This is a genomic window from Coleofasciculus sp. C1-SOL-03 (assembly GCF_040220555.1).
Classification (GTDB): domain Bacteria; phylum Cyanobacteriota; class Cyanobacteriia; order Cyanobacteriales; family Coleofasciculaceae; genus Coleofasciculus.
In genome coordinates this window covers 36,539-60,919 of record NZ_JAVJUO010000210.1, presented here as the reverse complement: position 1 = coordinate 60,919, position 24,381 = coordinate 36,539, and the positions used below count along the sequence as shown (strand labels likewise).

21 protein-coding genes are annotated in these 24,381 nt (G+C 46.8%); 11 read left to right on the top strand and 10 right to left on the bottom strand.

The window, feature by feature from the left end; genetic code table 11:
- The first annotated feature begins 24 nt into the window (after nt 1-24).
- Nucleotides 25-195, top strand: coding sequence for a hypothetical protein (locus RIE73_RS32335; RefSeq protein ID WP_446405072.1), 171 nt, complete (start codon nt 25-27; stop codon nt 193-195).
- 4 nt (nt 196-199) lie between these two features.
- Here the strand turns inward: RIE73_RS32335 and RIE73_RS32330 are convergent, their stop codons facing one another.
- On the bottom strand, nt 200-1,033 hold the full coding sequence (locus RIE73_RS32330) for a YybH family protein (RefSeq protein WP_446405080.1): 834 nt from the start codon (nt 1,031-1,033) through the stop codon (nt 200-202).
- 136 nt (nt 1,034-1,169) lie between these two features.
- On the opposite strand from RIE73_RS32330, the gene murG reads away from it, so the two are divergent.
- Nucleotides 1,170-2,237 (top strand): undecaprenyldiphospho-muramoylpentapeptide beta-N-acetylglucosaminyltransferase, encoded by a 1,068-nt coding sequence (murG, locus tag RIE73_RS32325; RefSeq protein WP_446405071.1) that lies wholly within the window; start codon nt 1,170-1,172, stop codon nt 2,235-2,237.
- 265 nt (nt 2,238-2,502) lie between these two features.
- Here murG and RIE73_RS32320 read toward each other — a convergent pair whose 3' ends face one another.
- Together RIE73_RS32320 and RIE73_RS32315 are read right to left on the bottom strand one after the other, a co-directional pair.
- Nucleotides 2,503-3,531, bottom strand: coding sequence for a hypothetical protein (locus RIE73_RS32320; protein ID WP_446405070.1), 1,029 nt, complete (start codon nt 3,529-3,531; stop codon nt 2,503-2,505).
- Between the two features lie 417 nt (nt 3,532-3,948).
- Nucleotides 3,949-4,857, bottom strand: coding sequence for an alpha/beta fold hydrolase (locus tag RIE73_RS32315; RefSeq protein ID WP_446405069.1), 909 nt, complete (start codon nt 4,855-4,857; stop codon nt 3,949-3,951).
- A gap of 161 nt (nt 4,858-5,018) precedes the next feature.
- Here RIE73_RS32315 and speB point away from each other — a divergent pair, with 161 nt between their 5' ends.
- From speB to RIE73_RS32285, 6 genes are all read left to right on the top strand, one after another.
- Nucleotides 5,019-5,924 (top strand): agmatinase, encoded by a 906-nt coding sequence (speB, locus tag RIE73_RS32310; RefSeq protein WP_446405079.1) that lies wholly within the window; start codon nt 5,019-5,021, stop codon nt 5,922-5,924.
- Nucleotides 5,925-6,029: 105 nt separating this feature from the next.
- Nucleotides 6,030-6,584: a thioredoxin family protein gene (locus RIE73_RS32305; RefSeq protein WP_446405068.1), complete on the top strand. Its 555-nt coding sequence runs from the start codon at nt 6,030-6,032 to the stop codon at nt 6,582-6,584.
- Nucleotides 6,585-6,726: 142 nt separating this feature from the next.
- The gene (gene pyrH / locus RIE73_RS32300) at nt 6,727-7,455 is read left to right on the top strand and encodes a UMP kinase (protein ID WP_446405067.1); all 729 of its coding nucleotides are present in this window, start codon (nt 6,727-6,729) and stop codon (nt 7,453-7,455) included.
- On the top strand, nt 7,442-7,990 hold the full coding sequence (gene frr / locus RIE73_RS32295) for a ribosome recycling factor (RefSeq protein WP_446405066.1): 549 nt from the start codon (nt 7,442-7,444) through the stop codon (nt 7,988-7,990). Before pyrH ends, frr begins: the two co-directional genes overlap by 14 nt.
- A 2-nt stretch (nt 7,991-7,992) precedes the next feature.
- Complete coding sequence (locus RIE73_RS32290; protein WP_446405065.1) at nt 7,993-8,217, top strand: hypothetical protein; 225 nt, start codon at nt 7,993-7,995, stop codon at nt 8,215-8,217.
- Nucleotides 8,218-8,326: 109 nt separating this feature from the next.
- Nucleotides 8,327-9,451, top strand: coding sequence for a geranylgeranyl reductase family protein (locus RIE73_RS32285; RefSeq protein ID WP_446405064.1), 1,125 nt, complete (start codon nt 8,327-8,329; stop codon nt 9,449-9,451).
- A gap of 219 nt (nt 9,452-9,670) precedes the next feature.
- Here RIE73_RS32285 and RIE73_RS32280 read toward each other — a convergent pair whose 3' ends face one another.
- From RIE73_RS32280 to RIE73_RS32265, 4 genes are all read right to left on the bottom strand, one after another.
- Nucleotides 9,671-9,871, bottom strand: a complete 201-nt coding sequence (locus tag RIE73_RS32280) for a hypothetical protein (protein WP_446405063.1) — start codon at nt 9,869-9,871, stop codon at nt 9,671-9,673.
- 70 nt (nt 9,872-9,941) lie between these two features.
- On the bottom strand, nt 9,942-10,142 hold the full coding sequence (locus RIE73_RS32275; RefSeq protein ID WP_446405062.1) for a hypothetical protein: 201 nt from the start codon (nt 10,140-10,142) through the stop codon (nt 9,942-9,944).
- A 442-nt stretch (nt 10,143-10,584) separates the two neighbouring features.
- Nucleotides 10,585-12,795 (bottom strand): GAF domain-containing protein, encoded by a 2,211-nt coding sequence (locus RIE73_RS32270; protein WP_446405061.1) that lies wholly within the window; start codon nt 12,793-12,795, stop codon nt 10,585-10,587.
- A 1,126-nt stretch (nt 12,796-13,921) separates the two neighbouring features.
- Nucleotides 13,922-17,140 carry a sister chromatid cohesion protein PDS5 gene (locus RIE73_RS32265; protein WP_446405060.1) on the bottom strand — a complete coding sequence of 1,073 codons (3,219 nt, stop codon included), beginning with the start codon at nt 17,138-17,140 and terminating at the stop codon, nt 13,922-13,924.
- A 281-nt stretch (nt 17,141-17,421) separates the two neighbouring features.
- Between RIE73_RS32265 and RIE73_RS32260 the strand changes: the two genes are divergently transcribed.
- Nucleotides 17,422-18,786, top strand: coding sequence for an NAD-dependent succinate-semialdehyde dehydrogenase (locus RIE73_RS32260; protein ID WP_446405059.1), 1,365 nt, complete (start codon nt 17,422-17,424; stop codon nt 18,784-18,786).
- 235 nt (nt 18,787-19,021) lie between these two features.
- Nucleotides 19,022-20,668 carry an acetolactate synthase large subunit gene (locus RIE73_RS32255; protein WP_446405058.1) on the top strand — a complete coding sequence of 549 codons (1,647 nt, stop codon included), beginning with the start codon at nt 19,022-19,024 and terminating at the stop codon, nt 20,666-20,668.
- A gap of 428 nt (nt 20,669-21,096) precedes the next feature.
- On the opposite strand, the gene RIE73_RS32250 is transcribed toward RIE73_RS32255, so the two are convergent.
- From RIE73_RS32250 to RIE73_RS32240, 3 genes are all read right to left on the bottom strand, one after another.
- Complete coding sequence (locus RIE73_RS32250) at nt 21,097-22,245, bottom strand: AAA family ATPase (protein WP_446405057.1); 1,149 nt, start codon at nt 22,243-22,245, stop codon at nt 21,097-21,099.
- A gap of 201 nt (nt 22,246-22,446) precedes the next feature.
- The gene (locus tag RIE73_RS32245) at nt 22,447-23,226 is read right to left on the bottom strand and encodes an RNA ligase family protein (protein WP_446405056.1); all 780 of its coding nucleotides are present in this window, start codon (nt 23,224-23,226) and stop codon (nt 22,447-22,449) included.
- Nucleotides 23,227-23,331: 105 nt separating this feature from the next.
- Nucleotides 23,332-23,958: a Uma2 family endonuclease gene (locus RIE73_RS32240; RefSeq protein WP_446405055.1), complete on the bottom strand. Its 627-nt coding sequence runs from the start codon at nt 23,956-23,958 to the stop codon at nt 23,332-23,334.
- Nucleotides 23,959-24,243: 285 nt separating this feature from the next.
- On the opposite strand from RIE73_RS32240, the gene RIE73_RS32235 reads away from it, so the two are divergent.
- Entirely contained in the window at nt 24,244-24,366 is a 123-nt protein-coding gene (locus tag RIE73_RS32235) for a hypothetical protein (protein ID WP_446405054.1), read from the top strand.
- Nucleotides 24,367-24,381 lie beyond the last annotated feature (15 nt).

Sequence of the window (24,381 nt, the reverse complement as noted above, 5' to 3'; positions counted from 1 at the left end):
GGGGGAGCAATGTAGAGACGTAGCATGCTACGTCTGGAAGATGGGGGAGATGGGGAAGATGGGGGAGATGAGGGAGATGAGGAAGTTAACTCAAAACTCTACCTTACCTATTGCCAATTGCCCATTGCCTATTGCCAATTGCCAATTGCCTATTGCCTGTTCCCTATTCCCTGTTCCCTGACAAATGACGAATGACAAATTACCGATCAACCACATTTAAGCGTCGAGTAATCATCGTCATCCCATCACCCCGAATCAAAACGGCTGAAATCCAGCGATCCTGGGGAGTTAAGGGCGCTCGTCCCACTTTAAAAATTCCGCCTGCGGATAGTAAATCCAATTCTAAGTCACTGGGTTGGCTGTAGCGATCGCCATTAATCGGTTCTTCTAAGGCTGTTCCCAATAGTAGATTATTCCCTAGGGGTTCTTGGACGATCGCATCAAAATTAAACGACTGACCAATACGCACCTGTTCGGGTAAAATCACTTGCAACTGAGGGGGATTGACGCCAGATGTCAGTTGGGAACGTTCTGCCAAAATTTCTGAGGAGAGGATTTTTTGGTTTTCGTAACGTTGGCGCGATCGCAACGTGGATTCGAGTTTCATCATTGTACCGTCGTTGGGCTGGGTTCCGGTTACGGTGGTGACTGTCTCCGCCACAATCCCATCCCCTTGATTTTCCCAAGACTGTAACTCGGTGCGATACGTCAATTGAGGATAGCGTTCCCACAGTTGCTTCAGCGCTTCCTCCATCTGGGCGTGAGTCAAGCCATCAGAATGTTTGAAATCCTGGCTATAGAACTGCATCACACCCTCCACATCCCGGCGATTTGCTGCTGCATCGATTTGCGCCAGGAGTTCTTTCAGCTGAGGTGGGGCGGTTGCGGGATCTTCAGCTTTTGTCGCCGTTGTCCATCCCAGGGTTAAACCCAGGGCGAAGAACAAAATCATTGACCCATTCAGGGAATACGCCTGAGTTTTCGCACTCAAGGAACGGGAAACACGACGAAATAAATTGACCGGATGGTGCATTAGAGGCATCGTAGGAAATAGTTTATATAAAGAAATTGGCTTCCAATTGGACAGATAAGATGGTATATTCGCCAATTTACTGCCAATTTTCGATTTTAACTCGACATAAGAGTCGCCTTTAGGAGGAACAACGACCTTGGCTGACACTCCAATTCGCTTATTGATTGCTGCCAGTGGCACAGGAGGACACTTATTTCCGGCGCTGGCGTTAGCTCAACAGTTACCAGAGTACCAAATTGAGTGGCTGGGCGTGCCGAACCGGGTGGAACAATCGGTGATTCCCCAACACTATCCCCTGCACACGATTCCTGTCGAAGGCTTTCAGAAACCCTTGGGACTCAATACGGTTCGCGTTTTTGGACGTCTCGTGGGTTCTATCCGACAGGTGCGACGACTGATCCAAACCCGGAAATTTGCTGGTCTGTTTACCACAGGCGGTTATATTGCTGGACCTGCGATCGTCGCGGCACGTTTACAGGGATTGCCAGTTATTTTACATGAATCCAACGCTATTCCCGGAAAAGTTACGCGCTGGCTGAGTCCCTTATGTGATCAGGTGGCGATCGGATTTGACGCCGCCTCCAAGTATTTACCCAAAGCCCAAACCGTCACCGTTGGTACACCGGTTCGGGCTGATTTCTATCAGCCTCAGCCGTTAGACTTACCGATTCCTGACGATGTACCCTTAATTGTCGTCGTTGGCGGTTCCCAAGGGGCGGTGAGTGTGAATCAACTCGTGCGTCAATGTGCCAAGACTTGGTTTGAAATGGGCGCGTGGATCGTCCATTTAACCGGGGAAAAAGACCCAGAGGCTTCCACCTTGCAGCATCCCCACTATATTGAACTGCCATTTTACACCAACATGGCAGCGCTACTGCAACGAGCGAATTTAGCGATTAGTCGGGCGGGTGCAGGGTCATTAACCGAACTGGCGACAACGGAAACACCAGCTATTTTAATTCCTTATCCTTACGCCGCAGAAGATCACCAAAGCTTTAATGCCGCTAGTTTTGCCCAAACGGGGGCGGCTCTGGTTTTTCGGCAATCTGAACTCACCCCCGAATTACTCGAAAGTAAAGTATCTTATTTGCTAAAATCTCCGGACATTCTCCAGCAAATGGCAGAAAAAGCGGCATCGTTAGCGGTGACAGATAGTGCAGAACAATTAGCCAGGTTGGTGCGTCGGCTTGTGGAGAAAAAATAAGGGCATTTTCCGACAATCAAATCAGCCAAAACCTTATAGCGTTGTTTGAGTTCGGGGAGGGCTTGGCGTAGGCGATCAAGGAGGCGATCGAGGGTGGGTGGGGATGGCTTGAGGTTCATCGTTCTAAGTAGTCGGACTCGCATAAAACGATACTGTATTAAGTGCAAGTAAATCACCCTCAAACCCTTACTGTTCCCTGTTCCCTGTTCCCTGTTTCCTGTTCCCTAATCTCAACCGTTAACTTTAATTGTGTCCACCTACTTAACTACGCCGAATTTTCCAACACCGTAACGGGCAAAGGTTCGGGAAATACTTCAGGAGAAAACATTTCCCATAACACTTGGAAATAGGGTAAAACCAATGAAATTTGCTGCTGAGAAAGACGTTTGCCAAATTCTAGCCCTAACATATGAATCATTTGCCGGACTAATTCCCACCCCACATTTAAAGTCGGGTAGAGCATGACACACAAGGGAAACAATTCGCGTTGGATGGGCGCAATACTTTTTTCCAGAACACAAAGCCACAGGTAAATCTGGAACATTTCCACATCCCGAATACTAGCAGATTTTACCGTAGGGTTCACCAAGCTACCACTATGACAGTGATAATTTGGATGTAAATCGCTAATTCGGGTGGCAATGTCTTGAGCAATTAATACTTGATCTGGTAAAATTTCCCGTAGGGAAATCAACGCTAATGATTGATTATCATAGTTGGCGGCAGTTTTGTATAGTCGTTGTAAGGGCATATACAGACAATCATCAATCACCTGAAAATAAACCCTCACCGTAGCTTGTTCTTGAGATGAAAGGGGTTTAAGTAGCAACTGACCACTGTAGTGAAATTGCATACTCACAAACGCAATTACTCTAGGATCAATGGCTGTATAATTCTGTCGAATACGACCCAAGTCTGATGATAAAAATAAACATAGACGTTCGGGGGCAACTTGATCGGCATAAGCCAGTAATACTTTCTCATAGACTGAGTAAGTGTCTTTAGTAATTTGCCAAGGATCTATTAGGCGATAATTAATTCCTTGCCGCTTAATTTCTTGGCAGAGTAAGGCTTCAGTTTTTGTCCAGGCTTGAATCATTATCGATCGCAAGGAATCAAGTAACCGCTGCGCTATAACGGCTCGTAATCCTGTAGAATTCGACTGCCACGTTTTGTCTGATGTACTGTGTTGTTGGATATACTTTTTTGCCCAGAGTTTGGATAGCTTTCTGACCGTCGCGATTTTCTCGGTCTGTGACGGTTGAGCATGACCTCGCTTCTCCTGTGTACTCATGACACACCCCTTGTCTAGAACGTCAATGCAGGCTGCAAAATGGCGGTAGTGATACAGTCAACAGTAACAAAAAGGGTTATTTGGTAGTTAATGTTACATTGTTGGGTTAAGTTAGATAACTAAATTGGTGTTCTAGCACGCTTGCTTACCCATAGGTGCTTAGTCCTGAGTTTCTAACTCTCTATTATCTACCCACCAGTCAAAGGATAGTCTTTTTTGAAAAAATTCTCAATAGTTAGGGAAGTATAGCGCTACGCGCTAGGCTTTCTTGCAATAGGCAATGGGCTTTCTTTGAAGAAAAAAGCTTACCTTACAAGGGATTGAGCGATTTTAATTTTTCTTTTATGTCCTAACTAGATTAACTGTTCAGCTATTTCTGTCTTCTTGCACTAGAGTGACAAATGACAAATGACGAAACTAAACTGAATGCTGGGCAATCCAATCCTGCAAAATGGGATTAACCACCTCAGGGGCTTCATCTTGGGGACAATGACCTAAACCGTCTAAGGGGACAAATTGTTCCACGGCGGGGAAATTGACCCATTCTTTTGCCTGTGCAATGGGTTCCCAAGGATCATCGGTTCCCCACAAAATCAGTGTGGGACATTGTAGCTGAGGTAATAAGTCTTCGGCTAGAGGTCCTGCGGAATAGCGGGTAAATGCGATAAACACATCAGCCGCACCCACATCAGCCGCCGGTTTCATCAGCAAGTCGATTAATTCATCGGTCACTGCCTCGGATTTGCGATACGCTTGCAATAAAATTTTACGCACCACCTGTGGCTTCGCCAGTTGCCGGAAAAAAAGTTGCCCCACCCACTTAACTCCCAGTAACTGTTGTACCATGGGTGCGCCGATGCGACGATGCCAAGGTAATGTAACTCGTTTGCGATCGTGCAGCATCCGTAGGGAACAGTTGATCAGGGTAACGCCCAATACCCTATCTGGACAATCCACAGCCGCTTGCATTGCCACAATACAGCCAATTGAATTCCCCACCAAAAACGCTGGAGTCTTCACGACGTCCCGGCAAAAATCAAGGACTTGCTGTCCCCAGGTTTCAAAGGTATACTCCACCTCAAGTCCCGGCATCGGTTTGGCAGAGGCACCAAAGCCAATTAAGTCAATGGCATAGCATCGACAGGATTCGGCTAATACGGGTAAATTCTTACGCCAATGTCCACAAGAGGCGCCAAAGCCATGCACCATCACTACGGCCGGTCCAGAATTGCCGTGGACTTGATAGGCAATGGGAAACCCACGCCATGTCCAGGTGTGAGTGTCGCGTTCAGGGGGTTTGGGTAGGGTGGAGGAAGAAAAGGTCATGAGGATTTCAAGCGTACAGGTTTACTATTTACATTCTGTAATAAAATAGCGTTTTGCGAGATCAACCTGAGTAGAGACGTTGCATGCAACGTCTCTACCATGATGCCTTTGTCTCGTCTTGTGTCAAAATTAACCTTAAGAAATTTTTTGGTGCGTCCTCTATGTTGGTGCAAACGTCTGCTGCTGTTATCCCGTTCCTGGGATCGGAAATACAGGCATCCTATAAAGCGTCACAAGTGGTTATTTTGCCGATTCCCTACGAGGCAACCACAACCTATCGTAAAGGCACAGAAAATGGACCCGATGCGCTCTTGGAGGCGTCCATCCAGCTAGAATACTACGATGATGAGTTGGAACGCGAGATCTGTAAAGACGCCAGGATTTATACCCATGGCGCGATCGCAGATACGAGAGGTAGACGACAGATGTCTGCCCAATCCATGCTGACAGAGACTCGCGACACCGTATCTGGGCTGATCGATGATGGTAAATTTGTGATTGCGATTGGGGGTGAACATAGTATTACCACGGGACTTGTAGACGCCTACCGTCAAAGGAGTCACGAAGCCTTTACCGTGGTGCAAATAGACGCCCACGGAGATTTACGCCACGAATACGAAGGCTCAATTTATAACCACGCCTGTGTGATGCGCCGGATAGTGGATATGGGATTACCCACATTACCCGTCGCCATTCGCAGCCTTTGTCAAGAAGAAGCCGACTTAATTAAACAAAAATCCATCCCCGTAATTTGGGCGCGACACATTGCCCAAAATCCCCATTGGATAGACGAAGCGATCGCGACTATCCCAACAGGGCGAGTATTTATTACCATTGACTTAGATGGCATTGACCCGGCTTCAATGCCTGGGGTTGGCACTCCCGAACCGGGTGGGCTGAATTGGTATGCACTCATAACCTTTTTGCGGCGATTGTTTGAAACCCATCAGGTGATCGGTTGCGATGTGATGGAGTTGGCTCCTGTGGTTGATTCAGTAGTCTCCCAATTTAGTGCCGCTAAACTGGTTTACAAACTCATCGGCTATCAAACTCTGGCACAAAGGTAGTCACGATGGCTGAAATCCACCGCCTGATCCAGGATGATCGGCACACGGGACTGGGAAAAAGGAAACAACGAAGAATACATTGTCAAACACACACCGTAACATAATATGAGTCTGAAGGAAAAACACGGCACATCCATTGGCAGCTATGCTCCCGATTTTGAGCTTTTAGGCACTGATAAGGATGTTCACCACCTATCCCGATATCTGGAAAAGTGGCGAGGAGTGGTGGTAATTTTTTTGAGTAATAACTGTCCCGACTCCGCCGCTTATGTAGACAGACTCAAACAACTGCAAACCCGATTTCGGGAACAGGGATTTATCCTAATTGGCATTAACTCCAACGATGCGAACCAATCTCCCGAAGATAGTTTTAGTCAGATGCAGCAGTTTGCCAGTAGTAGAGGGTTGAATTTTCCTTACCTGTGGGACCCAACTCAGGACGTGGCACAAGGATTTGGTGCTTCAAAAACCCCAGAAGCCTTTGTGATTGATGGACAGGGGGTCTTGCGCTACAGAGGTCAAATTGACGATAATAGCCAAGATCCCGAAACCGTCAACAAAGCTTACGTCAAGAATGCGATCGCTGCGTTACTGGCTGGGGAACCTATCTCGCCCAAATCAACTCCCACCCTGGGTAGTCCCCTAGTATGGCGTCGCTAGGGAGTAATGTAGAGACGTAGCCGGCTACGTCTGGGAACACAGAAGCAATTAAACCTCGTCACGGTCAAAGCACTCTGTCAGAATTATCGGTAGACTGTTATCGTATGGGGAAGGCAATAGTCAAGAAAGAAAGAGTCGTAGCATGGGGATGAAATACCGACGGGTTTTACTAAAAGTTAGCGGTGAAGCCTTGATGGGCAAACTGAGCTACGGCATAGATCCAGGGGTTGTTCAGGACATCGCTGCTGAAATCGCCGAAGTCGTGGCAAGTGGTATCCAAATGGCAATCGTCGTCGGTGGTGGCAATATTTTTCGCGGTTTGAAAGCGGCTGCTGGTGGAATGGATCGGGCAACGGGTGATTATATTGGTATGATCGCCACAGTCATGAATGCCATGACCCTACAAGATGCCTTAGAGCAAATGGGAATACCTACCCGTGTGCAAACCGCGATCGCGATGCAAGAAGTGGCAGAACCCTATATCCGTCGCCGTGCCATTCGTCACCTGGAAAAAGGGCGAGTGGTCATTTTTGGCGCAGGTTCAGGGAATCCCTTTTTCACCACGGACACGACGGCAGCTTTACGAGCCGCCGAAATTGATGCGGAGGTGATCTTTAAAGCCACGAAAGTCGATGGGATTTATGATTCTGATCCCCAGCTAAATCCCCAGGCTCGCCGCTATCACACGCTGTCCTATAACTATGTCCTGGCTCAGGATCTGCGGGTGATGGATAGTACAGCGATCGCCTTATGCAAGGAAAATAATATCCCAATTATGGTATTTGATTTGACAGGGCGGGGGAATATCCGCCGCGCTGTTCAAGGAGAATCTGTCGGAACAATTGTGGGAGGTTTTTGTGAAGTTAGCTGACGCTGAAAGTCAAATGAAGAAAGCCGTTGAAGCAACGCAACGGGCTTTCAATACCATTCGTACAGGTCGGGCGAATGCGAGTCTATTGGATCGAGTGATGGTGGAATACTATGGTAGTCCCACTCCGCTGAAGTCTCTGGCAAGCATTAATACGCCAGATGCTAGCACGATTACGATTCAACCCTATGACAAGAGTACGCTGACTCTGATTGAAAAATCGATTTCCTTATCGGATATCGGCTTAACCCCCAATAATGACGGTCAAGTCGTGCGCCTGAATATTCCTCCCTTAACCAGTGAACGCCGCCAGGAATTTGTGAAGATGGCGGGTAAGTTAGCTGAGGAAGGAAAAGTCTCGATCCGGAATATCCGTCGTGATGCGGTTGAGTCGGTTCGTAAACAGGAGAAAAAGAGCGAAATTTCTGAAGATGAATCCCGTGATCTGCAAGACCAGATTCAGACAATGACGGATAAGTACACGGCTAAAATTGATGATTTGTTAGCGGCAAAAGAGAAGGATATTACCACGGTTTAAAGGTGGCAGCAACATCCCATTGGGGTAAAGTTGTAGCAGTAGGGCGGGCATCTTGCCCGCTTCTCCAGTCTGATGGGGGAGATGAGGGAGATGAGGGAGATCGGGGAGATGGGGAAGTTCACTCAAAAGTCTACCTTACTTGTTCCCTATTGCCTATTGCCTATTGCCTATTGCCTATTGCCTATTGCCTATTGCCTATTGCCTATTCCCTGACGAATGACCAATGACCAATGACCAATTCCCCAGTTTCTTGGTAAACTATGTCAGAGGTTTAAACTAAATATCACAGTAATACCTCCTTGCCGCACTCATGAGTTTCTTAATCTTTAAAGCCTAATGTTTGACTGCATTATTGTTGGGGCAGGTCCTGCTGGGGGAACCGCCGCCTATCACCTCGCCAAGCGAGGGCGCTCGGTACTGATTCTAGAAAAAGATTCTTTACCCCGATACAAGCCCTGTAGTGGTGGTGTGTCCCCAAGCGTGCAGCAGTGGTTTGATTTTGATCTTGCACCTGCGATCGCACTCAATGTCAGCCGAGTTCGCTACACCTGGCAAATGGATGATCCGGTGGAAGTCAGTCTCAAAAAACAAAAACCCGTCTGGATGGTACAGCGAGATGTTTTCGACCAGTTTTTGATCGAACAGGCAAAAGAGCAAGGCGCTCAACTGCAAGACCAAACGACTGTCACGGGTATTGAATTTAAAGGCGATCGCTGGCAGGTTAACACAACTAATGAACCTCTAGAAGCCCGGTATCTGATTGCGGCGGATGGTGCCAATGGGTCTATGGCAAAATGGTTAGGCTTTAAAGATCGTCCCCAACGGATGGCGGTGACGCTAGAAGCCCCCAATCCCGCCCCCACAAGCAGTGACCCGACGATCCATTTTGACTTTGGGCAAGTGAAAAATGGCTACATCTGGAATTTTCCCAAAACTGATAGCTATTCGGTTAGTGTGGGGACGTTTAAGGGGAATGACAAGCAGGATTTACAAAAGATAGGCACAAAGTATATTCAGCAACTCAATATTGATCCGAAACTCTGTCAAGTTCACAGTCATCCCATGTGTCTGTGGGATGGAAACCAAAAGTTACACGGGCAAAACGCGCTGTTGGTTGGCGATACCGCTTGTTTGGCTGATCCGTTTACGGCTGAAGGTATTCGTCCCTCTATCTTTAGTGGCGTCAAAGCGGCGGAGGCAATTGATGCGGCTTTAGGCGGTCAAACCAACGCCCTAACCCAGTATACCCAAGTGATTCAGGACGAATGGGGTAACGAGATGGTTTGGGCGAAACGTTTAGCGGGTGCCTTCTATGGTTTTCCAAAAATCGGCTATAAGGTAGGCGTGAAGCGACCTTCAGCCACTTTGATTATGCTCCAGATTTTATGCGGGGAATTGAAGTATTCAGAGGTGGCAGGTTTTGCTCTTAAACGCTTGAGTGGCGGATTCTTCTCACGGTAGGGTTGTCATTTGTCATTCGTCATACTCGTTCCCGAAAAGAAGCCAGCTAAATCATTTGTGGAAATATACCGTAGGGTGGGCATTGCCCACCAGCACCAAAAATCTCACGGTCAAGTGATCCGTGAGATTTCGTTACCTCGAAAGAGTTTTATGATAAAAGTCCGGCTAAGTTATGCAAATCTCTATCTTGAGAGGCTGCATATCTTAGGAAGTGAAGCGTTAGCTTAGAGAAGCGCGACTGCGATCATAGCTAGTCCGGAAACTAGAATTGGGTTTGCCTTGAATCGAATCCCAGTGGCTGACGTTATCAACATCGAAACCGACTTCATTAGCTGCTCGATTGAGCATGGATTGTTGCCTGTTCTTGACAGCGTGATGGTGACGCATCATTAATGCTCTGGCTTGTTCTTGAGTAGACATTTGTGTATCCTCCGATTGCTAAGCGTGAGATTTGATTGAGTTTTTCCTTCTTAGAGCTTTAAAACATTGTTTAGCTGAGGGAAGCACGGCTGCGCCCGTAACTGGTACGGAAACCAGAATTGGGTTTGCCTTGAATTAAATCCCAATAGTTGACGTTATCAACATCGAAACCGACTTCATTAGCTGCTCTATTGAGCATGGATTGTTGCCTGTTCTTGGCGGCATGATGATGACGCATCATTAAGGCTCTAGCTTGTTCTTGAGTAGACATTTGTGTATCCTCCGATTGCTAAGCGTGATATTTCACTGAATTTTTCCTTACAAAATAACTATAACAAGAAAATTCTGTAACATTCACTACAGAATCGCTTTATTTACAAATCTTAATGTTATAGATTTGAAACATAACCGCCTGAAACAGACAAGTTGTCTGATCACTAAGACAAGTTAAGCTAGATCACAGCAAAGGGGGCGAGGATTGGGAAAAAATCTTTCGCGGCGCTAGTCAAATATGGTTGTAGGGGCGGGTTTAGGGAATTTTGTGACACTGTTGACGATAACCTTGGTGCAAAACCCGCCCAGCTTTATAGAGCGTCGTATTATGAGAAACCGGGTTTCTCGTGAAGATGACAACGAAATATCAAGCTTTCACCCAAAGAAACCCGGTTTCTTGACCGATGTCTTAGACGTGCCATGGCACGTCTCTACACTGTCTATTCCTCTGGAGAAGATGGCTCAGATTCAGGCAGAATGCGGACACGGGCAAATTTGAGTCCTGTGATTCCTTGCAATTTTTCCACCGTGCTGGATTCGATATGGGAATCCACCCAACCTTCGCGGGCGAGGAAGCGTAAGTATTGTTGATATTCTGTCCATTCGGCTTGGCTGGAATAGACGATAGTCAACATCCCCGGTTGGGTGATGCGAGTTTGGGTGGTGGCGTCTAGGGCTTTATCAATCCGTTTTTTGACGATTTCGTAGCGGGTGTCACGGGTGCTACTGCGTAAATCGAAGATTTTTTCGGTTTGTTCGTCGTGGAAAATATCCACCGTGGTTTCTTGGACTAATACCAGATGAGTGACTTGTAACGGAGTGTCAAAGCGATCGCGCATTTGAAAACAAGTCCTGGCACAGTCACAGATTGCCCGTAGCTGTTCGTAGCGCAGACAGTGGAGATGGAATACAGTAAACTGCGAGTTAATCGAAGCCCCCGCGTAGATCATGTGATCAATGCCATCGGTGAGTTCGTGATCACAGTAGTGGGGGATAATCTGCTGCATCCGCATTTGCCACCGTTCCCAGGTTTGCCGTAGTTGTTCGTTAATCTCATAAATCATCCGATCATAGCGATCGCGGGCGGTATAGATACACTCATGAGGATTGTCGCATGCTTGTTTGTAGGCGTTTACCGCGTCAACCGCCGTGTCGCCACAGTTTTGGAAATATTCAAAATAAATTTCCAGATGACTCCTTAAATACTTAATCGCTGTCACCTCTTCATCCACCGTCACTCCCTTATCTAACCGTTCAATATAAGCTGACAAGTCTAGGCGCAATTGTTGCAACAAGGGCAGCGGTTGGGATTGGTTCGCCGCATCCACTATCGCCATTGCCAAATTAAACTGGCTGAGTAAATCGACTTGGATTGCCCGATTGCGTTCATTCGACGAACCCCGAATATCGGAAATCCCATACATGGGATGAACATCGGTAAACACGATCGGTTCTGGAGGAAGTCCCCAACTGCGGCGTTCCGCTTCTTCCAGAAACCGCCATTCTACAGCAGGATGGATATGATTAAATTGACTTTGAGCCGCTTGACGCAGGGCGGCGGTTAAGGCGGGGATTAAGGCGCAAGCATGGTTGATATCTAGAGAATCGAAATGATCCGCCTGATCACTGGTTAACCCCACCATTCCCATTAAATTTTGGCTGGGGGTTTCAGCTTCAGCCGCCGAAACCGATAGGGGAATCAGCAAGAGGGAACGAGTACCTTGGTTGAACAAGGCTTGCTCAAACTCTGTTTGACAATGACTCTCTAAATTGGCGACAATCCAAACCTGATTCGCTTGGGCGGCGGCTTGGAAATGGGAACCTTGTAGGGAATCCCAGGTATAGACTTGGGTTTGAATCAGTTGATTATTTTCACTGGTAAACAGTTTCACCTCTTGGCGCTTCACCCGCAACAGCAGAATCTGATCAGCGCGAAACAGCGATCGCATTTTTTGATTGAATAGGCGAAACTTCCCGGAACGCAACAGGGAGTCGCGTTCAACCAGTAGGCTAATCAGTTGTCGAATGGTTTCTTGGTGGGTAACATCTAATCCTTCCCACAAAAGCTGACCCCTCACCCGATAATTCTCCAGGTTTAAACGTTGTTCCCAGATGGGATTAAGGATAATTTGCCGAATCGGTTGTTGGCAGAAATCGATATCCGAAAATTCGTTAAGGTCTGGATTAATCCGTTCAACCGTTAAATGTTTAGAACGCAGCCAAAATTGCACACAATGGGGTTCGGAATCGGGGGAATTATCGAGAGTCGCGATCACAGGTTCATCTAAAAAGCGCCATTGGCTATGATTAATTTTATATACATCTCGTAATATTAGTGCCAGTAAATGACGCCGATATAACTGTTCGAGGGTTTTAGCATCAACGTTTATAAATAAATCAAATAGGTGAATACCCTGGTGTTGTAAGTTCCCCGTGGGAGCATCAATCCCGATTAAGCGGCAAAAAGCATGATTGGCATAATACAGAGCGAAGTTCCCCGGTTCAACCCACGCCATCAATAGTTTGCTATGGTGCTGGAAACGCGCCAACCAATCATGATTTCCCGAATTCGCCTGATTCGTCATCGTCTTGCGATCGCTAAAGGTTGATTCATCCGTTACGGGTTGAGAATGGGAATTAGAGTTAGACATCGCAGGCGGGTTAACCTCCGGGGAACTGTCGGCAATGGACTGTCGGTTTTCATCCCACATCAGGGTAAAAGGGTAATGAAACCCTAAGCCGTCTTTCTATTTGATCACAGAATTTAAAACTTGACAAGTGAAGCGAAATATAGTCTTAAAATTTTGCAAAATTTTTCTCATAAACCACTTGTCATTAGTCGCGATTAACATAAACCCCATCGTAGGGTGGGTTAGGCGGTGTTTAATTAAGCCAATCACCCTTAAATTCAATATCCGCCGTAACCCACCAATCATAAAGTATGTTGAGGCAAGATTACGTAGGATGAGTTAAGCGGTATTCAATTGAGGAAATAATCATTAAATGCAATTTATGCTGTAATCAACTAATCATAATGTGTAATCATAATGTGTGTTGAATGAAGATTAACGTTAACCCCGCCGTAGGGTGGGTTAGGCGGTGTTTAATTAAGCCAATAACCCTTAAATTTGATATCCGCCGTAACCCACCAAAATGGAAGAGATTTTACGATTAAATTGGGCGCACGTCAGACGTAGTGGCGGGGCACACCTTAATTTGTGGATTTGCATTGTAGGGGCGCTAGGCGTGCGCCCATTCTAAAAGTACAATCTCTCCCACAATTTTAGCTGTGTCACGCCTCCATCGTGAGTTAGGCAGTATTTAATTAAGCCAATAACCCTTAAAATTGATATCCACCGTAACCCACCAAAATGGAGTAGATATTACGATTAAATCGGGCGCACGTTGGTTATTGGTGTCAACTTAAAACTTTGTATAACTAGCGCTCAAAGTTTAGATCCCCCTAAATCCCCCTTCAAAAGGGGGACTTTGATTAATTTCTGGTTCCCCCATGCCACAAAAAGCGAAGCAACATCTGGTCTCCCCTTTTTGAAGGGGTTCCCCCATGCCACAAAAAGCGAAGCAACATCTGGTCTCCCCCTTTTGAAGGGGGACGGAAGGGGGATCAAAAAGGGGGCTAGGGGGGATCTCTTATTAAGTAAGGGTTTCAGCCTTAAGTTTACACGGGCGCACGTCGGTGCGCCCCTACGGTTTCTGGGCAAAATAATCTATCACATTAGGTGTGCCACGCCACGACAAAGTGACGAACCTTGCTTGTTAATCGGTTGCCACCATATCCCACAGCGCATCAATCCCACAGCCGATATAGTCTGAATCCTGATGCTGCTCAATCCATTGCACGATAAGTGGCAAAATATCAGGGTTATTTTTGCCCAATTTACCTAAAGCTTCAGCAGCCGATTCACGCACGTCAGAATCGTGATCATCTAAGCGCAAAAGTAGAGCGTTGACTACCTTTTCTACATTCTGTCCCAACTTGCCCAAGGCATTGGCAGCCGAGAAAGGCACTTTGGAATCGTGATCATCTAAGCGCAAAAGTAGAGCGTTGACTACCTTTTCTGAATTCTGTCCCAACTTGCCCAAGGCATTGGTAGCCGATTTACGCACGTCAGAATCGTGATCATCTAAGCGCAAAAGTAGAGCGTTGACTACCTTTTCTGAATTCTGCCCCAATTCGCCCAAAGTAGCGGCAGCCGATTCACGCACCTTAGAATCGTGATCATCTAAGCGCAAAAGCAGGGTATTGACTACCTGTTCTGAACCGCGCCCCACCTTGCCCAAAGTAGCGGCAGCCAATAAACGCACACCAGCATCGTGATCATCTAAGCGCAAAAGCAAAGCATTGACTACTTTTTCTGAACTCTGCCCCACCTTGCCCAAAGTAGTGGCAGCCAATAAACGTACACCAGCATTTTCATCATCTAAGTGCAAAAGCAGTGCATTGACTACTTTTTCTGAACTCTGCCCCAATATGCCCAAGGCACACGCAGCTAATAAACGTACACCAACATTTTCATCATCTAAGCGCAAAAGCAGGGCATTAATTACCTTTTCTGAATTCTGCCCCAAATTGCTCACCAACAAGGCAACCATAGTACGCACACTAGAATTCTCATCTTCTAAACGCGATAACAAAATATCAATTACCGCTTCCCGTTCCCCCAACGCAGCCCGATATTCCAGCAATCGCCCTTCACCAATTATTTCCGCCCTTGCCTTCAAAAGTTCCAGCGCTTGCGCTTCAAACTCCGTCTCATTCAAATGGCAAAAAATCTCATAAACCTGCTCGCGAACCCTTTCCCCCACACGCGCCTCATCACTCACCTCCAACTCCACGAATCCCGTCAAAATCTCCTCAACTAAACCCTTATCAGCCCCCTTCAACCCCTTAATATTTTCCGTCAGCAACGTGCCAGCCCAGAATAAATCCCGATGCAGCCATGACTCATACTCACTCTGATGATTCAAAATCGCCCGAATCGCTTTCGCCGCCTTCTTCGGCTTTTGCTGGGCAATCAACAACAACAAAACCTCTCGCCAATGCGGATCATGCAGATGCTCTCGAATATGATCGAGAATAATATCAAAATCTCCCTCATTATCTGCCTGATAATCAATCTCCTGAGCGCACAAATATTCCTGAAACGTCTTATGTACAAAAGCATAATAATCTTGCCCTTGTTCATTCAATAATCCTGTGCGTTCTCGAATAAAGTTGACAAACCGCTCCGCCTCGTTCTTTGCCTCATAGCGTTGAATCTGTTTCAGCGTCTGAATCTCTCGACTCAACTGATCAATCAAATCATCCTTTTCAATTAACGTTCCACCCTCTTTATCCCCGCTACTACCTTGGGTATGAATCCAATATGCCAGGATTTCCATCAACCGCCGTAAATCATCCAACTCTAGATACTTTAATTCCGTCTGATTCGTCAGTTCTTTATTAGCATCCCAGGAGGTTAATAGCGTTTCCACTGCCTTATCATACAGCTTGTACCGTTCTTTCGGTAAATGAGCTTGATAGCGGTGAATTAGGGCAATAATCGTTAACAGTAGCGGATTTCGTGCCAGTAATTGAATCCGGGGATTATTGGACAATGCCGTTCTTAAACTATGTTTACGCCGCTCTGCTTCTGCTTTATCAGGAATGCGGCTATCATACCAACGGTTAATAAATTCCTCAATCTGGTCATCATTAAAAGGTTGTAACTGATAGTGAGGAAACTCCTGGGTTTTAAAGAAATCTCGCTTATATCCCGCCGGACGAGAGGTAATAATGGCGCGATTTTGGTTATATTGCCCCAGAAAATTCTCAATTCGCCGCACCACCTGATAACGTTTGCCTTCTTCGGCAACTTCATCCAAGCCATCTAATAAAATTAGCGTCCGCCCATCTTCTAACCAATAGTTAAAAAATCCCTCTGGCAAAGGTTTAACTGCCATCGTATCTTCAGCAAACTGCCGCGCATAATCGAGAATACTGATATCCGGTTGTCGAGCCAAGTCGCGAATTTTAATTAAAATCGGCAGCCAATCTATAGTGGTATTTAACCCTAATGCATTATTCCCACTATCTCTATTGTGTAATTCTCCTATCTCCCCCCTTTTTAAGGGGGGCTGGGGGGGATCTAAATGGTCAACTACAGCGGAATCAGTGGAGACATAATGTTGCTGCGCCAGCATCACAGCAAAATAACTCATTAACGTAGTTTTACCCGAACCGGGCGCACCTAACAGCACAACTTTTTTCTGACGTATAGACTCCAGTCCTCCACCGAACAATTGTTGTGCATTAAACCGTCTACCTACACGGTTTTCTAACTCCACTCGTTTTCCTTGTTCGCGGAGCAAATCCAGTTGACGATTCTCAAATGAGCCATGTCCTGAGAAATAGAAACTATCCCATTTTTGCCGTTCTTCCACGACATCGGGCATAACGAAAATTTGGGCAAGATGTTCAGATTTTTCTATCTCTTGTCCAGCAACGGAAATCCCGGCAAACTTAACATCATCAAACCAATTGATCAATTGCTCACAATAATCAGCTTTCGCTACCTGAAATCTTAAATACTCCGTCGTTCGCTGAAAATAAGTGCGAACAAATACCTCCATCCACGGCTGAACCAGAGATTCGTTAATCTGGTTCATCTTAGAATCCTGTTTTGCCGCTTGTTTAAAGGCAGCGACTAAATAATCAACATCTGGCGTTCCTTGATTATTCAGGGGTTTCTGTAACTCGGCTAATCCCGCCCCCTTAAAAAATTTGGTTAAAAACTGACCGATAAAAGCGGGGGGACAGCTATAGAATAATAATAGTCGGTGTTGTTCCTGTGCTGTTTTCGTCGCCGCGTTTAAGGCTTTGTCTAAATCTTGAGGATTGAGTTTACTGCGAACTCCAGTGAGTAATGTTTCGGCAATCTTTAAGGTGGCAAATTCGCCTAACCATCCACCAAGCATGATTGATACGGGTTCCATCTCTGATTTGAGCAATCACCTTTAGTTGCTATTATGGCTTACTGGATTAGGGGTAGGGGTTGGAAAACTGGGTTGGGAAACTGGGTTTGGGAACCAAACCCCTACATGGGAACTAAATTCTAGGTTTGGGAACTGGGTTTGGAAACCAAACCCCTACCTGCCGACCCATGCTAAAATGTAAAGCAATGTAAATGTATTGTCTTTTACCAGACACCATCGCAGTAGACTTGAGAATGAAACTGCTAACTCCATCAAAAGTAATGGAGTCGAAGAGGAAGGCTATGGGGATCGCCACAATTAACCCAGCAACGGGAGAAACGCTCAAAACCTTTGAGCCACTAGATCATGAGTCGATAGAAGCCAAACTCAGCCTGGGACAACAGGTGTTTGAGTCGTACCGGAAGACGCCAATGGCGCAACGGGCAAATTGGCTGAATGCGGCGGCGGATATTCTGGAACGGGATAAGATCAAGTTTGGTCAACTGATGACCTTGGAAATGGGCAAACCGATCAAAAGTGCGATCGCGGAGGTGCAGAAATGTGCCTGGGTTTGCCGTTACTACGCTGAAAACGCGGCGACGTTTTTGGCAGATCATCACATTGACACGGATGCCAGCCAGAGTTTTGTCCGCTATCAGCCCTTAGGGATTATTCTAGCGGTCATGCCGTGGAATTTTCCGTTCTGGCAAGTGTTTCGGTTTGCTGCACCCGCGTTAATGGCGGGAAATGTCGGTATCCTGAAACACGCCTCGAATGTGCCGCAATGCGCCTTGGCAATTGAGGACATTATCAAGGAAGCAGGGTTTCCGGAAGGGGCATTCCAAACCTTATTAATTGGGGCGTCTCAAGTCGAAGCCATTGTCAGTGACTCCCGGATTAAAGCCGCTACCCTAACCGGAAGCGAACCCGCAGGCGCGTCTTTAGCCGCTACTGCTGGGAAACACCTGAAGAAAACTGTGCTGGAACTCGGTGGAAGTGATCCATTTATTGTCCTAGAAAGCGCCGACTTAGACGCTGCTGTTACCACCGCTGTTACCGCCCGGATGCTGAATAATGGTCAATCCTGCATCGCCGCTAAACGCTTCATTGTAGCCGATGCGATCGCGGATGAGTTTGAAAACCGTTTGATTGAAAAATTTAAAGCCCTGAATGTGGGTGATCCAATGGAGGAAACCACCAATATTGGTCCGTTGGCAACGCCTAGCATCCTCCAAGAGTTAGATCAACTGGTGCAAGCTTGTATCGCCAAAGGCGCTAAGGTTATGATTGGGGGCAAACCCTTAGATCGTCCGGGTAATTTTTACCCCCCCACCATCTTGGCGAACTTTCCTCCAGGAACCCCCGCTGACAACGAAGAATTTTTCGGACCGGTGGCGTTATTGTTTAGAATTCCTGACATTAACGCGGCAATTGCTAAAGCCAATGCGATTCCGTTTGGTTTAGGGGCGAGTGCGTGGACAACGGACGAAACCCAAGCCCAACGACTCATTGACGAGATTGAAGCTGGCGCTGTCTTTATCAACGGATTAGTTAAATCTGATCCCCGTCTACCCTTTGGCGGGATTAAGCGCTCCGGCTATGGACGAGAATTAGGAGTACAAGGAATTCACGAATTTGTCAACATTAAAACCGTTTGGGTGAAATAGTTAAGAACTATGGACGGAACACGACCGTAAAGGCTATTGTTAAAAAAACCGAATTTTAACAATAGGATTTTGATCCTTAGCTTTGAATTTTTACCGGGGATAGCTAACAGCCAGTCCTAGCTTTAGCCCCCTCTAACTTGTCCTGCTTAAATGACAGCAGGCACGAATTGCGACGAAATAGGACATCGCGCTAACCATCAAACGATAACCAAAGAAAATTAAGGGGAAAATTGAGATGGGCGAAATGAATACAGCCGACATGCTAGTCAGATGCCTGGAAAATGAAGGCGTCGAATATGTGTTTGGATTGCCGGGAGAAGAGAACTTGCATGTGTTAGAAGCACTCAAGCACTCCTCCATTCAATTCATCACCACCCGCCATGAACAAGGGGCAGCGTTTATGGCGGATTTGTATGGACGATTAACTGGAAAGGCGGGCGTCTGCCTTTCCACATTAGGACCAGGGGCAACGAACTTAATGACGGGAGTCGCTGACGCTAACCTAGATGGTGCGCCAGTGGTCGCGATTACGGGACAGGTGGGAACCGATCGCATGCATATCGAATCTCACCAATACTTAGACTTGGTGGCAATGTTTGCCCCCGTAACCAAGTGGAACACGCAAATTGTCCGTCCCAGCAATACCTCGGAAATTGTCCGTAAAGCCTTTAAACTGGCGCAAAGTGAGAAACCCGGTGCAGTTCATATTGATCTGCCGGAAAATATCGCCGCCATGCCTGTTTCAGGGGAACCCCTGAATAAAGATGAACGGGAAAAAACCTATGCCTCATTCCGGAGTATTGGCAAGGCTGCCGTTGCCATTTCCAAGGCAAAGAATCCCTTAATCTTAGTCGGAAATGGGGCAATTCGCGCCCATGCTGCTGAAGCCCTGACCGAGTTTGCCACCCGGATGAATATCCCGGTGATCAACAGTTTTATGGGCAAAGGCGTGATTCCTTATACCCATCCCCTAGCCCTATGGACTATGGGATTACAACAGCGTGATCACGTTAGCTGTGCCTTTGATCAAACGGACTTAGTGATTGCGGTGGGTTACGATTTAATCGAATATTCACCGAAGAAATGGAATCCAGAGGGCAAGATTCCGATTATTCACATCGGTGCTGCCCATGCTGAAATTGATAGCAGCTATATTCCTTTGGTGGAAGTGGTTGGGGATATTTCCGATTCGCTGAATGAAATCATGAAACAAGGCGATCGGGAAGGCAAGGCGACACCCCATGCGGTGGAATTGCGTTCCGATATTCGGGCGGATTATGAACAATATGCCAATGATGAGGCGTTTCCAGTTAAGCCGCAAAAACTCATCTATGACTTACGTCAGGTGATGGGACCTGAAGATATTGTTATTTCCGATGTTGGTGCCCATAAAATGTGGATGGCACGCCATTACCACTGCGATCGCCCCAACACCTGTATTATCTCCAATGGATTTGCGGCGATGGGGATTGCCATGCCGGGAGCGATCGCGGCAAAATTAGTTCATCCTGATCGGAATGTCGTCGCGGTGACGGGTGATGGCGGTTTTATGATGAATTGTCAGGAACTAGAAACCGCCCTGCGAGTCGGCACAAACTTTGTCACTTTAATTTTTAATGATGGTGGCTATGGGTTGATTGAGTGGAAACAACACAATCAATTTGGCGATTCGACGTTTATTAAATTTGGCAATCCTGATTTTGTCAAGTTTGCCGAAAGTATGGGGTTAAAAGGCTATCGGGTGAATTCAGTGGCGGAATTTATTCCCACGCTGCAAGAAGCCTTAAAACAAGATGTGCCGACGGTGATTGATTGCCCTGTAGACTACGGCGAAAATCTCCGCTTTAGTCAAAAAGCTGGGGATTTGAGTTGTAAGATGTAGGTCTTAGAACTGGCGTTTCTTTGACAAGAGTAGTGCTAACTGTAGGGGCAATTCATGAATTGCCCCTCGCTACTATCTGGCTTTTCACGCCATCTAGACAAATCGATATCAAACCTAACACTAATGACACTGAAATAAGCATTAGGGAATTGCCGAAACCTTTGATATACCGTAGGGTGGGCATTGCCCACCAGCATACCAGTCAATGACATTCAACCTAACCCCCCAGCCCCCTCTCGTCCCTCTCGTTCCCCCTTTTAGATCCCCCTTCCGTCCCCCTTCAAAAGGGGGAGACCAGATGTTGTTTCGCTTTTGGTTCCATGGGGGAGACCAGATGTTGCTTCGCTTTTTGTTCCATGGGAGAATTCAAAGCCTCTCTCCTTGCAGGAGAGAGGTTTGGAGAGAGGTTTTCCAGATCCCCTATGCACTCAACTCTCCACAATCCACTCTACGCGATGAGCTTCAGTAATATCTGGAACCTCTACGCGATCGCGCATCCGTTGCATCACTGTTTCCGGCACTTTGGCAGCGCGAGAACGATTGCGCCGCAGTAATTCTTCCCAAGCGACTTCTAGGTAGACAATGCGAATTCGTCCATGGTAGGCAGAAAATAGATTAATTAAGGACGAACGCAGTTGGCGAGAGAGATTTGTCGCATTCCAAACAAAGGATTTTTCGGCTCTCATGTAGTCTTTCGCGATCGCTCTTGCTCGTTCTGCTACAGCACCTTGGTTATCTGTAGGAGAGATGTTCATCGCTTGTCGCAGTTCATCTAGGGAGATGACAGTCCAATCGGGAAGGTTCTCCTGAATCCAAGAGTCTTTACCAGCACCCGGTAAACCTGACATCAGGACAACCTCGAAGCGAGTGTCATCAAAAGCAGCATAGTTAGGATCGCGATCGTCTTTTTGGAAATAGACAAATCGACTATGATCTGAGGGGAATGGTCGGAGATAAACTAAGCAAGTATTCTCTTGACAATATTCCCGAAAGAACTCAACCCGCTCCAGCAGTTCTAGCGGGTCGTCACACAGGCGACCCCGAATATCCGCTTCTGCCAGCAGTGCCAGCAGGTCGCAGCGAATCACTTGACTGGCTTTAATCACAGCGCGTTGGGGGTTGGGTTTGTCCCAAAACCAGAGGGGAAGACTACCATGCTGCACCAGCGAGACAATCGCCTCCCGTTGATGAAAGGGTACGTTGAGCGACCAGAGGATTTGCCGCGCCATTTTTGCCCCTTGGCGGACATGACCCTTAGACGTGATCCTGCCATCGGCTTCAATTTCAGTCGCAGCAGGTTTTGCCACATCATGGAGTAAGGCAGCCGCAAATAGACGCGATCGCTCGATGGCTGGTAACTCCCGCCAAGCGGGTAATCCAATTAACGCCTCACAAACCAAGCGAGTATGGGTGAGAACATCCCCTTCCGCATGGTAGCGGGGGTCTTGGGGGCAATCCTGAAGCGATTGAAGCCAGTCAAACTCAGCCTGAAGCGATGCCCAATCTAGCGTCCAGTCTGGAGGCGTGGGACACCAGGGAAATGACCAGGATAGGGATTGAGAAATAGAAGAAGTCATATAACACTACATCTTAAGGTGAATGCCACTGACTTTAGAGTTTGTAGTAAGCGCTTCAGCGCTTCTGGCACTAAAGTGCCTACTACGAACCCAGCTTAAGTCAGTGCCATTTGTCTTAAGGTTAGGACACATCTTTAGCCGGAAACCCAATCACAGCTTACTGTTGCCTGTTGCCTATTGCCTGTTCCCTAGCGCGTAGCGCTATAACTGAAATAAATCAACACCAGGACGTAGGAGATTGGGGACGATGGGGCGGTTGAGCCAATGACTATCCGATTGCAGGATGGTGGTTGAAAAACTAGGACGGACGTACTTGTAACGAGCAGTTACAACTGTTTCCTCTTCGACCTTAATATACAACCCTTCCATTAGGGGACTGGGGTCAGTTTGTTTGAGACTTCGCTCCACATCCAATCCCCGTTCCTCACAGGCTTGGCGGAAGCGTTCTAAATGTCCTGACTCAATAAAATTCGAGTGACCCAGCAATCCCATTAGCTGCTTGTGGGACGTTAATACACCGGAAAACAGGACGGGTACGGAAACCAGGGGTAATCCGGCGAGTAACTCCTTGCGCCGTTGGGTACTGAGAAACTGCTGCTGTTCAATATCTAGCACATCAAATTCTAAGAAATAATGGGGTAAGGCGTCGTAAAAGACGGTGTGTTTGGCATAGAGCCATTCGCCATAGAGGATATAGCGATCGCCCAGCACTTCCCAAAACGTTCCCGTATGACTGTACGCCCATTGTTTGAACAAGTTAAAGTGCTTTTCTCGCTCTCCTCCAGTTAAATAATGTCCCCGGCTTTGCAACAGCATTTGCCCATCAGGAGTAAAACGGATGGCAGCATTGGCTCCATCTACTTTTTCTTCGACCACTATATATTGAGAGGTGATGGAGCTGAAAGGCACGTTATCCAAATCTTCATCCCCCGGTTGGAGCCGTGAACCTTGGATATGAGGAGTGCGAGGGTATTTGTACATCAAATAACAGAAGCGTGAACTACTCCAGGTTTAGCGTAGCGGAACCTAGAGCTTCTGGCTTCACGAGGGAATGTTTCAAGACGGACTTATACCCAACTTTTGATATTACCTGCTAGCCTTCAACACCTGTTCAGCCGTTAGTTTTAAATCTGGGAAGGTTGGAGAGACAATAGTCTGATTGCCCCGAAACGGCTGAATTTCATACTCCCCATCCACTAATCTACAGACAGAGAGAGTGGGTTGTTTAGGCTTTCCAATATGTCGAGTACCACCTAATCCTGCATAGTCTGCTATCCAATATTCGGAAATGCCCAAAACTGCGTAGTCTTCGACCTTACGGGCATAATCATTTTGCCAGTTGCTACTAACCACTTCTGCCACAAATTTAATCGAAGTGCCTAGCGTTAGGATTGATTGCTCAGACCAAAGCGGTTCTTTGACGAGTTCATCTCGATCAACAACTGCAACGTCAGGTCGAAATGCTGTCATACCAACGTTAGAAGGGCGCAATAGTCCCCGCTGGAAAACAAACCAAGGTAAGCCTATTGCGTCAATTTGGACACAGATCTTTGCGCTAATGAAAGCTACAACTTCTTCATGTAAACCTGTTGGTTCCAAATCGAACACCTCTCCATCGATCAGTTCGTAGCGGTTATCGCCACCATGACGAGCGAGAAACTCGTCAAAGCTAAGTGGCTTCTGTTGAATTGCTTGCTCGACTGCAATAATCATAGGTCAACTGAGTCCAATTAATGCCTCAAGTCTACCAAATCGGCTATGTGATACATAGGACGAATCAAACCTCTGATTGCTTTGCCCCAGAATATTGATGTTCCAGTATGAACGAATGGTATGGCGGTAGTTAGATAGTTGTTTGCCCTGAGATCGCAGTTCTATGAGTCGAGCGTTGGATTGAGCATGGTCGCAGAATGCGAGAGGAACAAAAACACAATCCTCCTCCTGTTTCTGAAAAACTGCGGAAACTGAGAGCAGAAAGAGAAGCAATGAGGAAAGCAAGTGGCACTGAAGTATCTTTTAGATGAGAACGTCGATCGAGTTTATCAAACTCAACTTTTGCGGCAATATCCTGAATTAGTTGTTCTTATGGTAGGAGAGCCTGGTAATCCTCCGGTTAAATAATGTCCCCGGCTTTGC

What these genes read in the sequence shown, in the direction of transcription:
- RIE73_RS32335 (WP_446405072.1), top strand. Translation starts at nt 25, where the DNA reads ATGCTACGTCTGGAAGATGGGGGAGATGGGGAAGATGGGGGAGATGAG.
- RIE73_RS32330 (WP_446405080.1), bottom strand. Translation starts at nt 1,033, where the DNA reads ATGCACCATCCGGTCAATTTATTTCGTCGTGTTTCCCGTTCCTTGAGT.
- RIE73_RS32320 (WP_446405070.1), bottom strand. Translation starts at nt 3,531, where the DNA reads ATGAGTACACAGGAGAAGCGAGGTCATGCTCAACCGTCACAGACCGAG.
- RIE73_RS32315 (WP_446405069.1), bottom strand. Translation starts at nt 4,857, where the DNA reads ATGACCTTTTCTTCCTCCACCCTACCCAAACCCCCTGAACGCGACACT.
- speB (WP_446405079.1), top strand. Translation starts at nt 5,019, where the DNA reads ATGTTGGTGCAAACGTCTGCTGCTGTTATCCCGTTCCTGGGATCGGAA.
- RIE73_RS32305 (WP_446405068.1), top strand. Translation starts at nt 6,030, where the DNA reads ATGAGTCTGAAGGAAAAACACGGCACATCCATTGGCAGCTATGCTCCC.
- pyrH (WP_446405067.1), top strand. Translation starts at nt 6,727, where the DNA reads ATGGGGATGAAATACCGACGGGTTTTACTAAAAGTTAGCGGTGAAGCC.
- RIE73_RS32285 (WP_446405064.1), top strand. Translation starts at nt 8,327, where the DNA reads ATGTTTGACTGCATTATTGTTGGGGCAGGTCCTGCTGGGGGAACCGCC.
- RIE73_RS32280 (WP_446405063.1), bottom strand. Translation starts at nt 9,871, where the DNA reads ATGTCTACTCAAGAACAAGCCAGAGCATTAATGATGCGTCACCATCAC.
- RIE73_RS32275 (WP_446405062.1), bottom strand. Translation starts at nt 10,142, where the DNA reads ATGTCTACTCAAGAACAAGCTAGAGCCTTAATGATGCGTCATCATCAT.
- RIE73_RS32270 (WP_446405061.1), bottom strand. Translation starts at nt 12,795, where the DNA reads ATGTCTAACTCTAATTCCCATTCTCAACCCGTAACGGATGAATCAACC.
- RIE73_RS32265 (WP_446405060.1), bottom strand. Translation starts at nt 17,140, where the DNA reads ATGGAACCCGTATCAATCATGCTTGGTGGATGGTTAGGCGAATTTGCC.
- RIE73_RS32260 (WP_446405059.1), top strand. Translation starts at nt 17,422, where the DNA reads ATGGGGATCGCCACAATTAACCCAGCAACGGGAGAAACGCTCAAAACC.
- RIE73_RS32255 (WP_446405058.1), top strand. Translation starts at nt 19,022, where the DNA reads ATGGGCGAAATGAATACAGCCGACATGCTAGTCAGATGCCTGGAAAAT.
- RIE73_RS32250 (WP_446405057.1), bottom strand. Translation starts at nt 22,245, where the DNA reads ATGACTTCTTCTATTTCTCAATCCCTATCCTGGTCATTTCCCTGGTGT.
- RIE73_RS32245 (WP_446405056.1), bottom strand. Translation starts at nt 23,226, where the DNA reads ATGTACAAATACCCTCGCACTCCTCATATCCAAGGTTCACGGCTCCAA.
- RIE73_RS32240 (WP_446405055.1), bottom strand. Translation starts at nt 23,958, where the DNA reads ATGATTATTGCAGTCGAGCAAGCAATTCAACAGAAGCCACTTAGCTTT.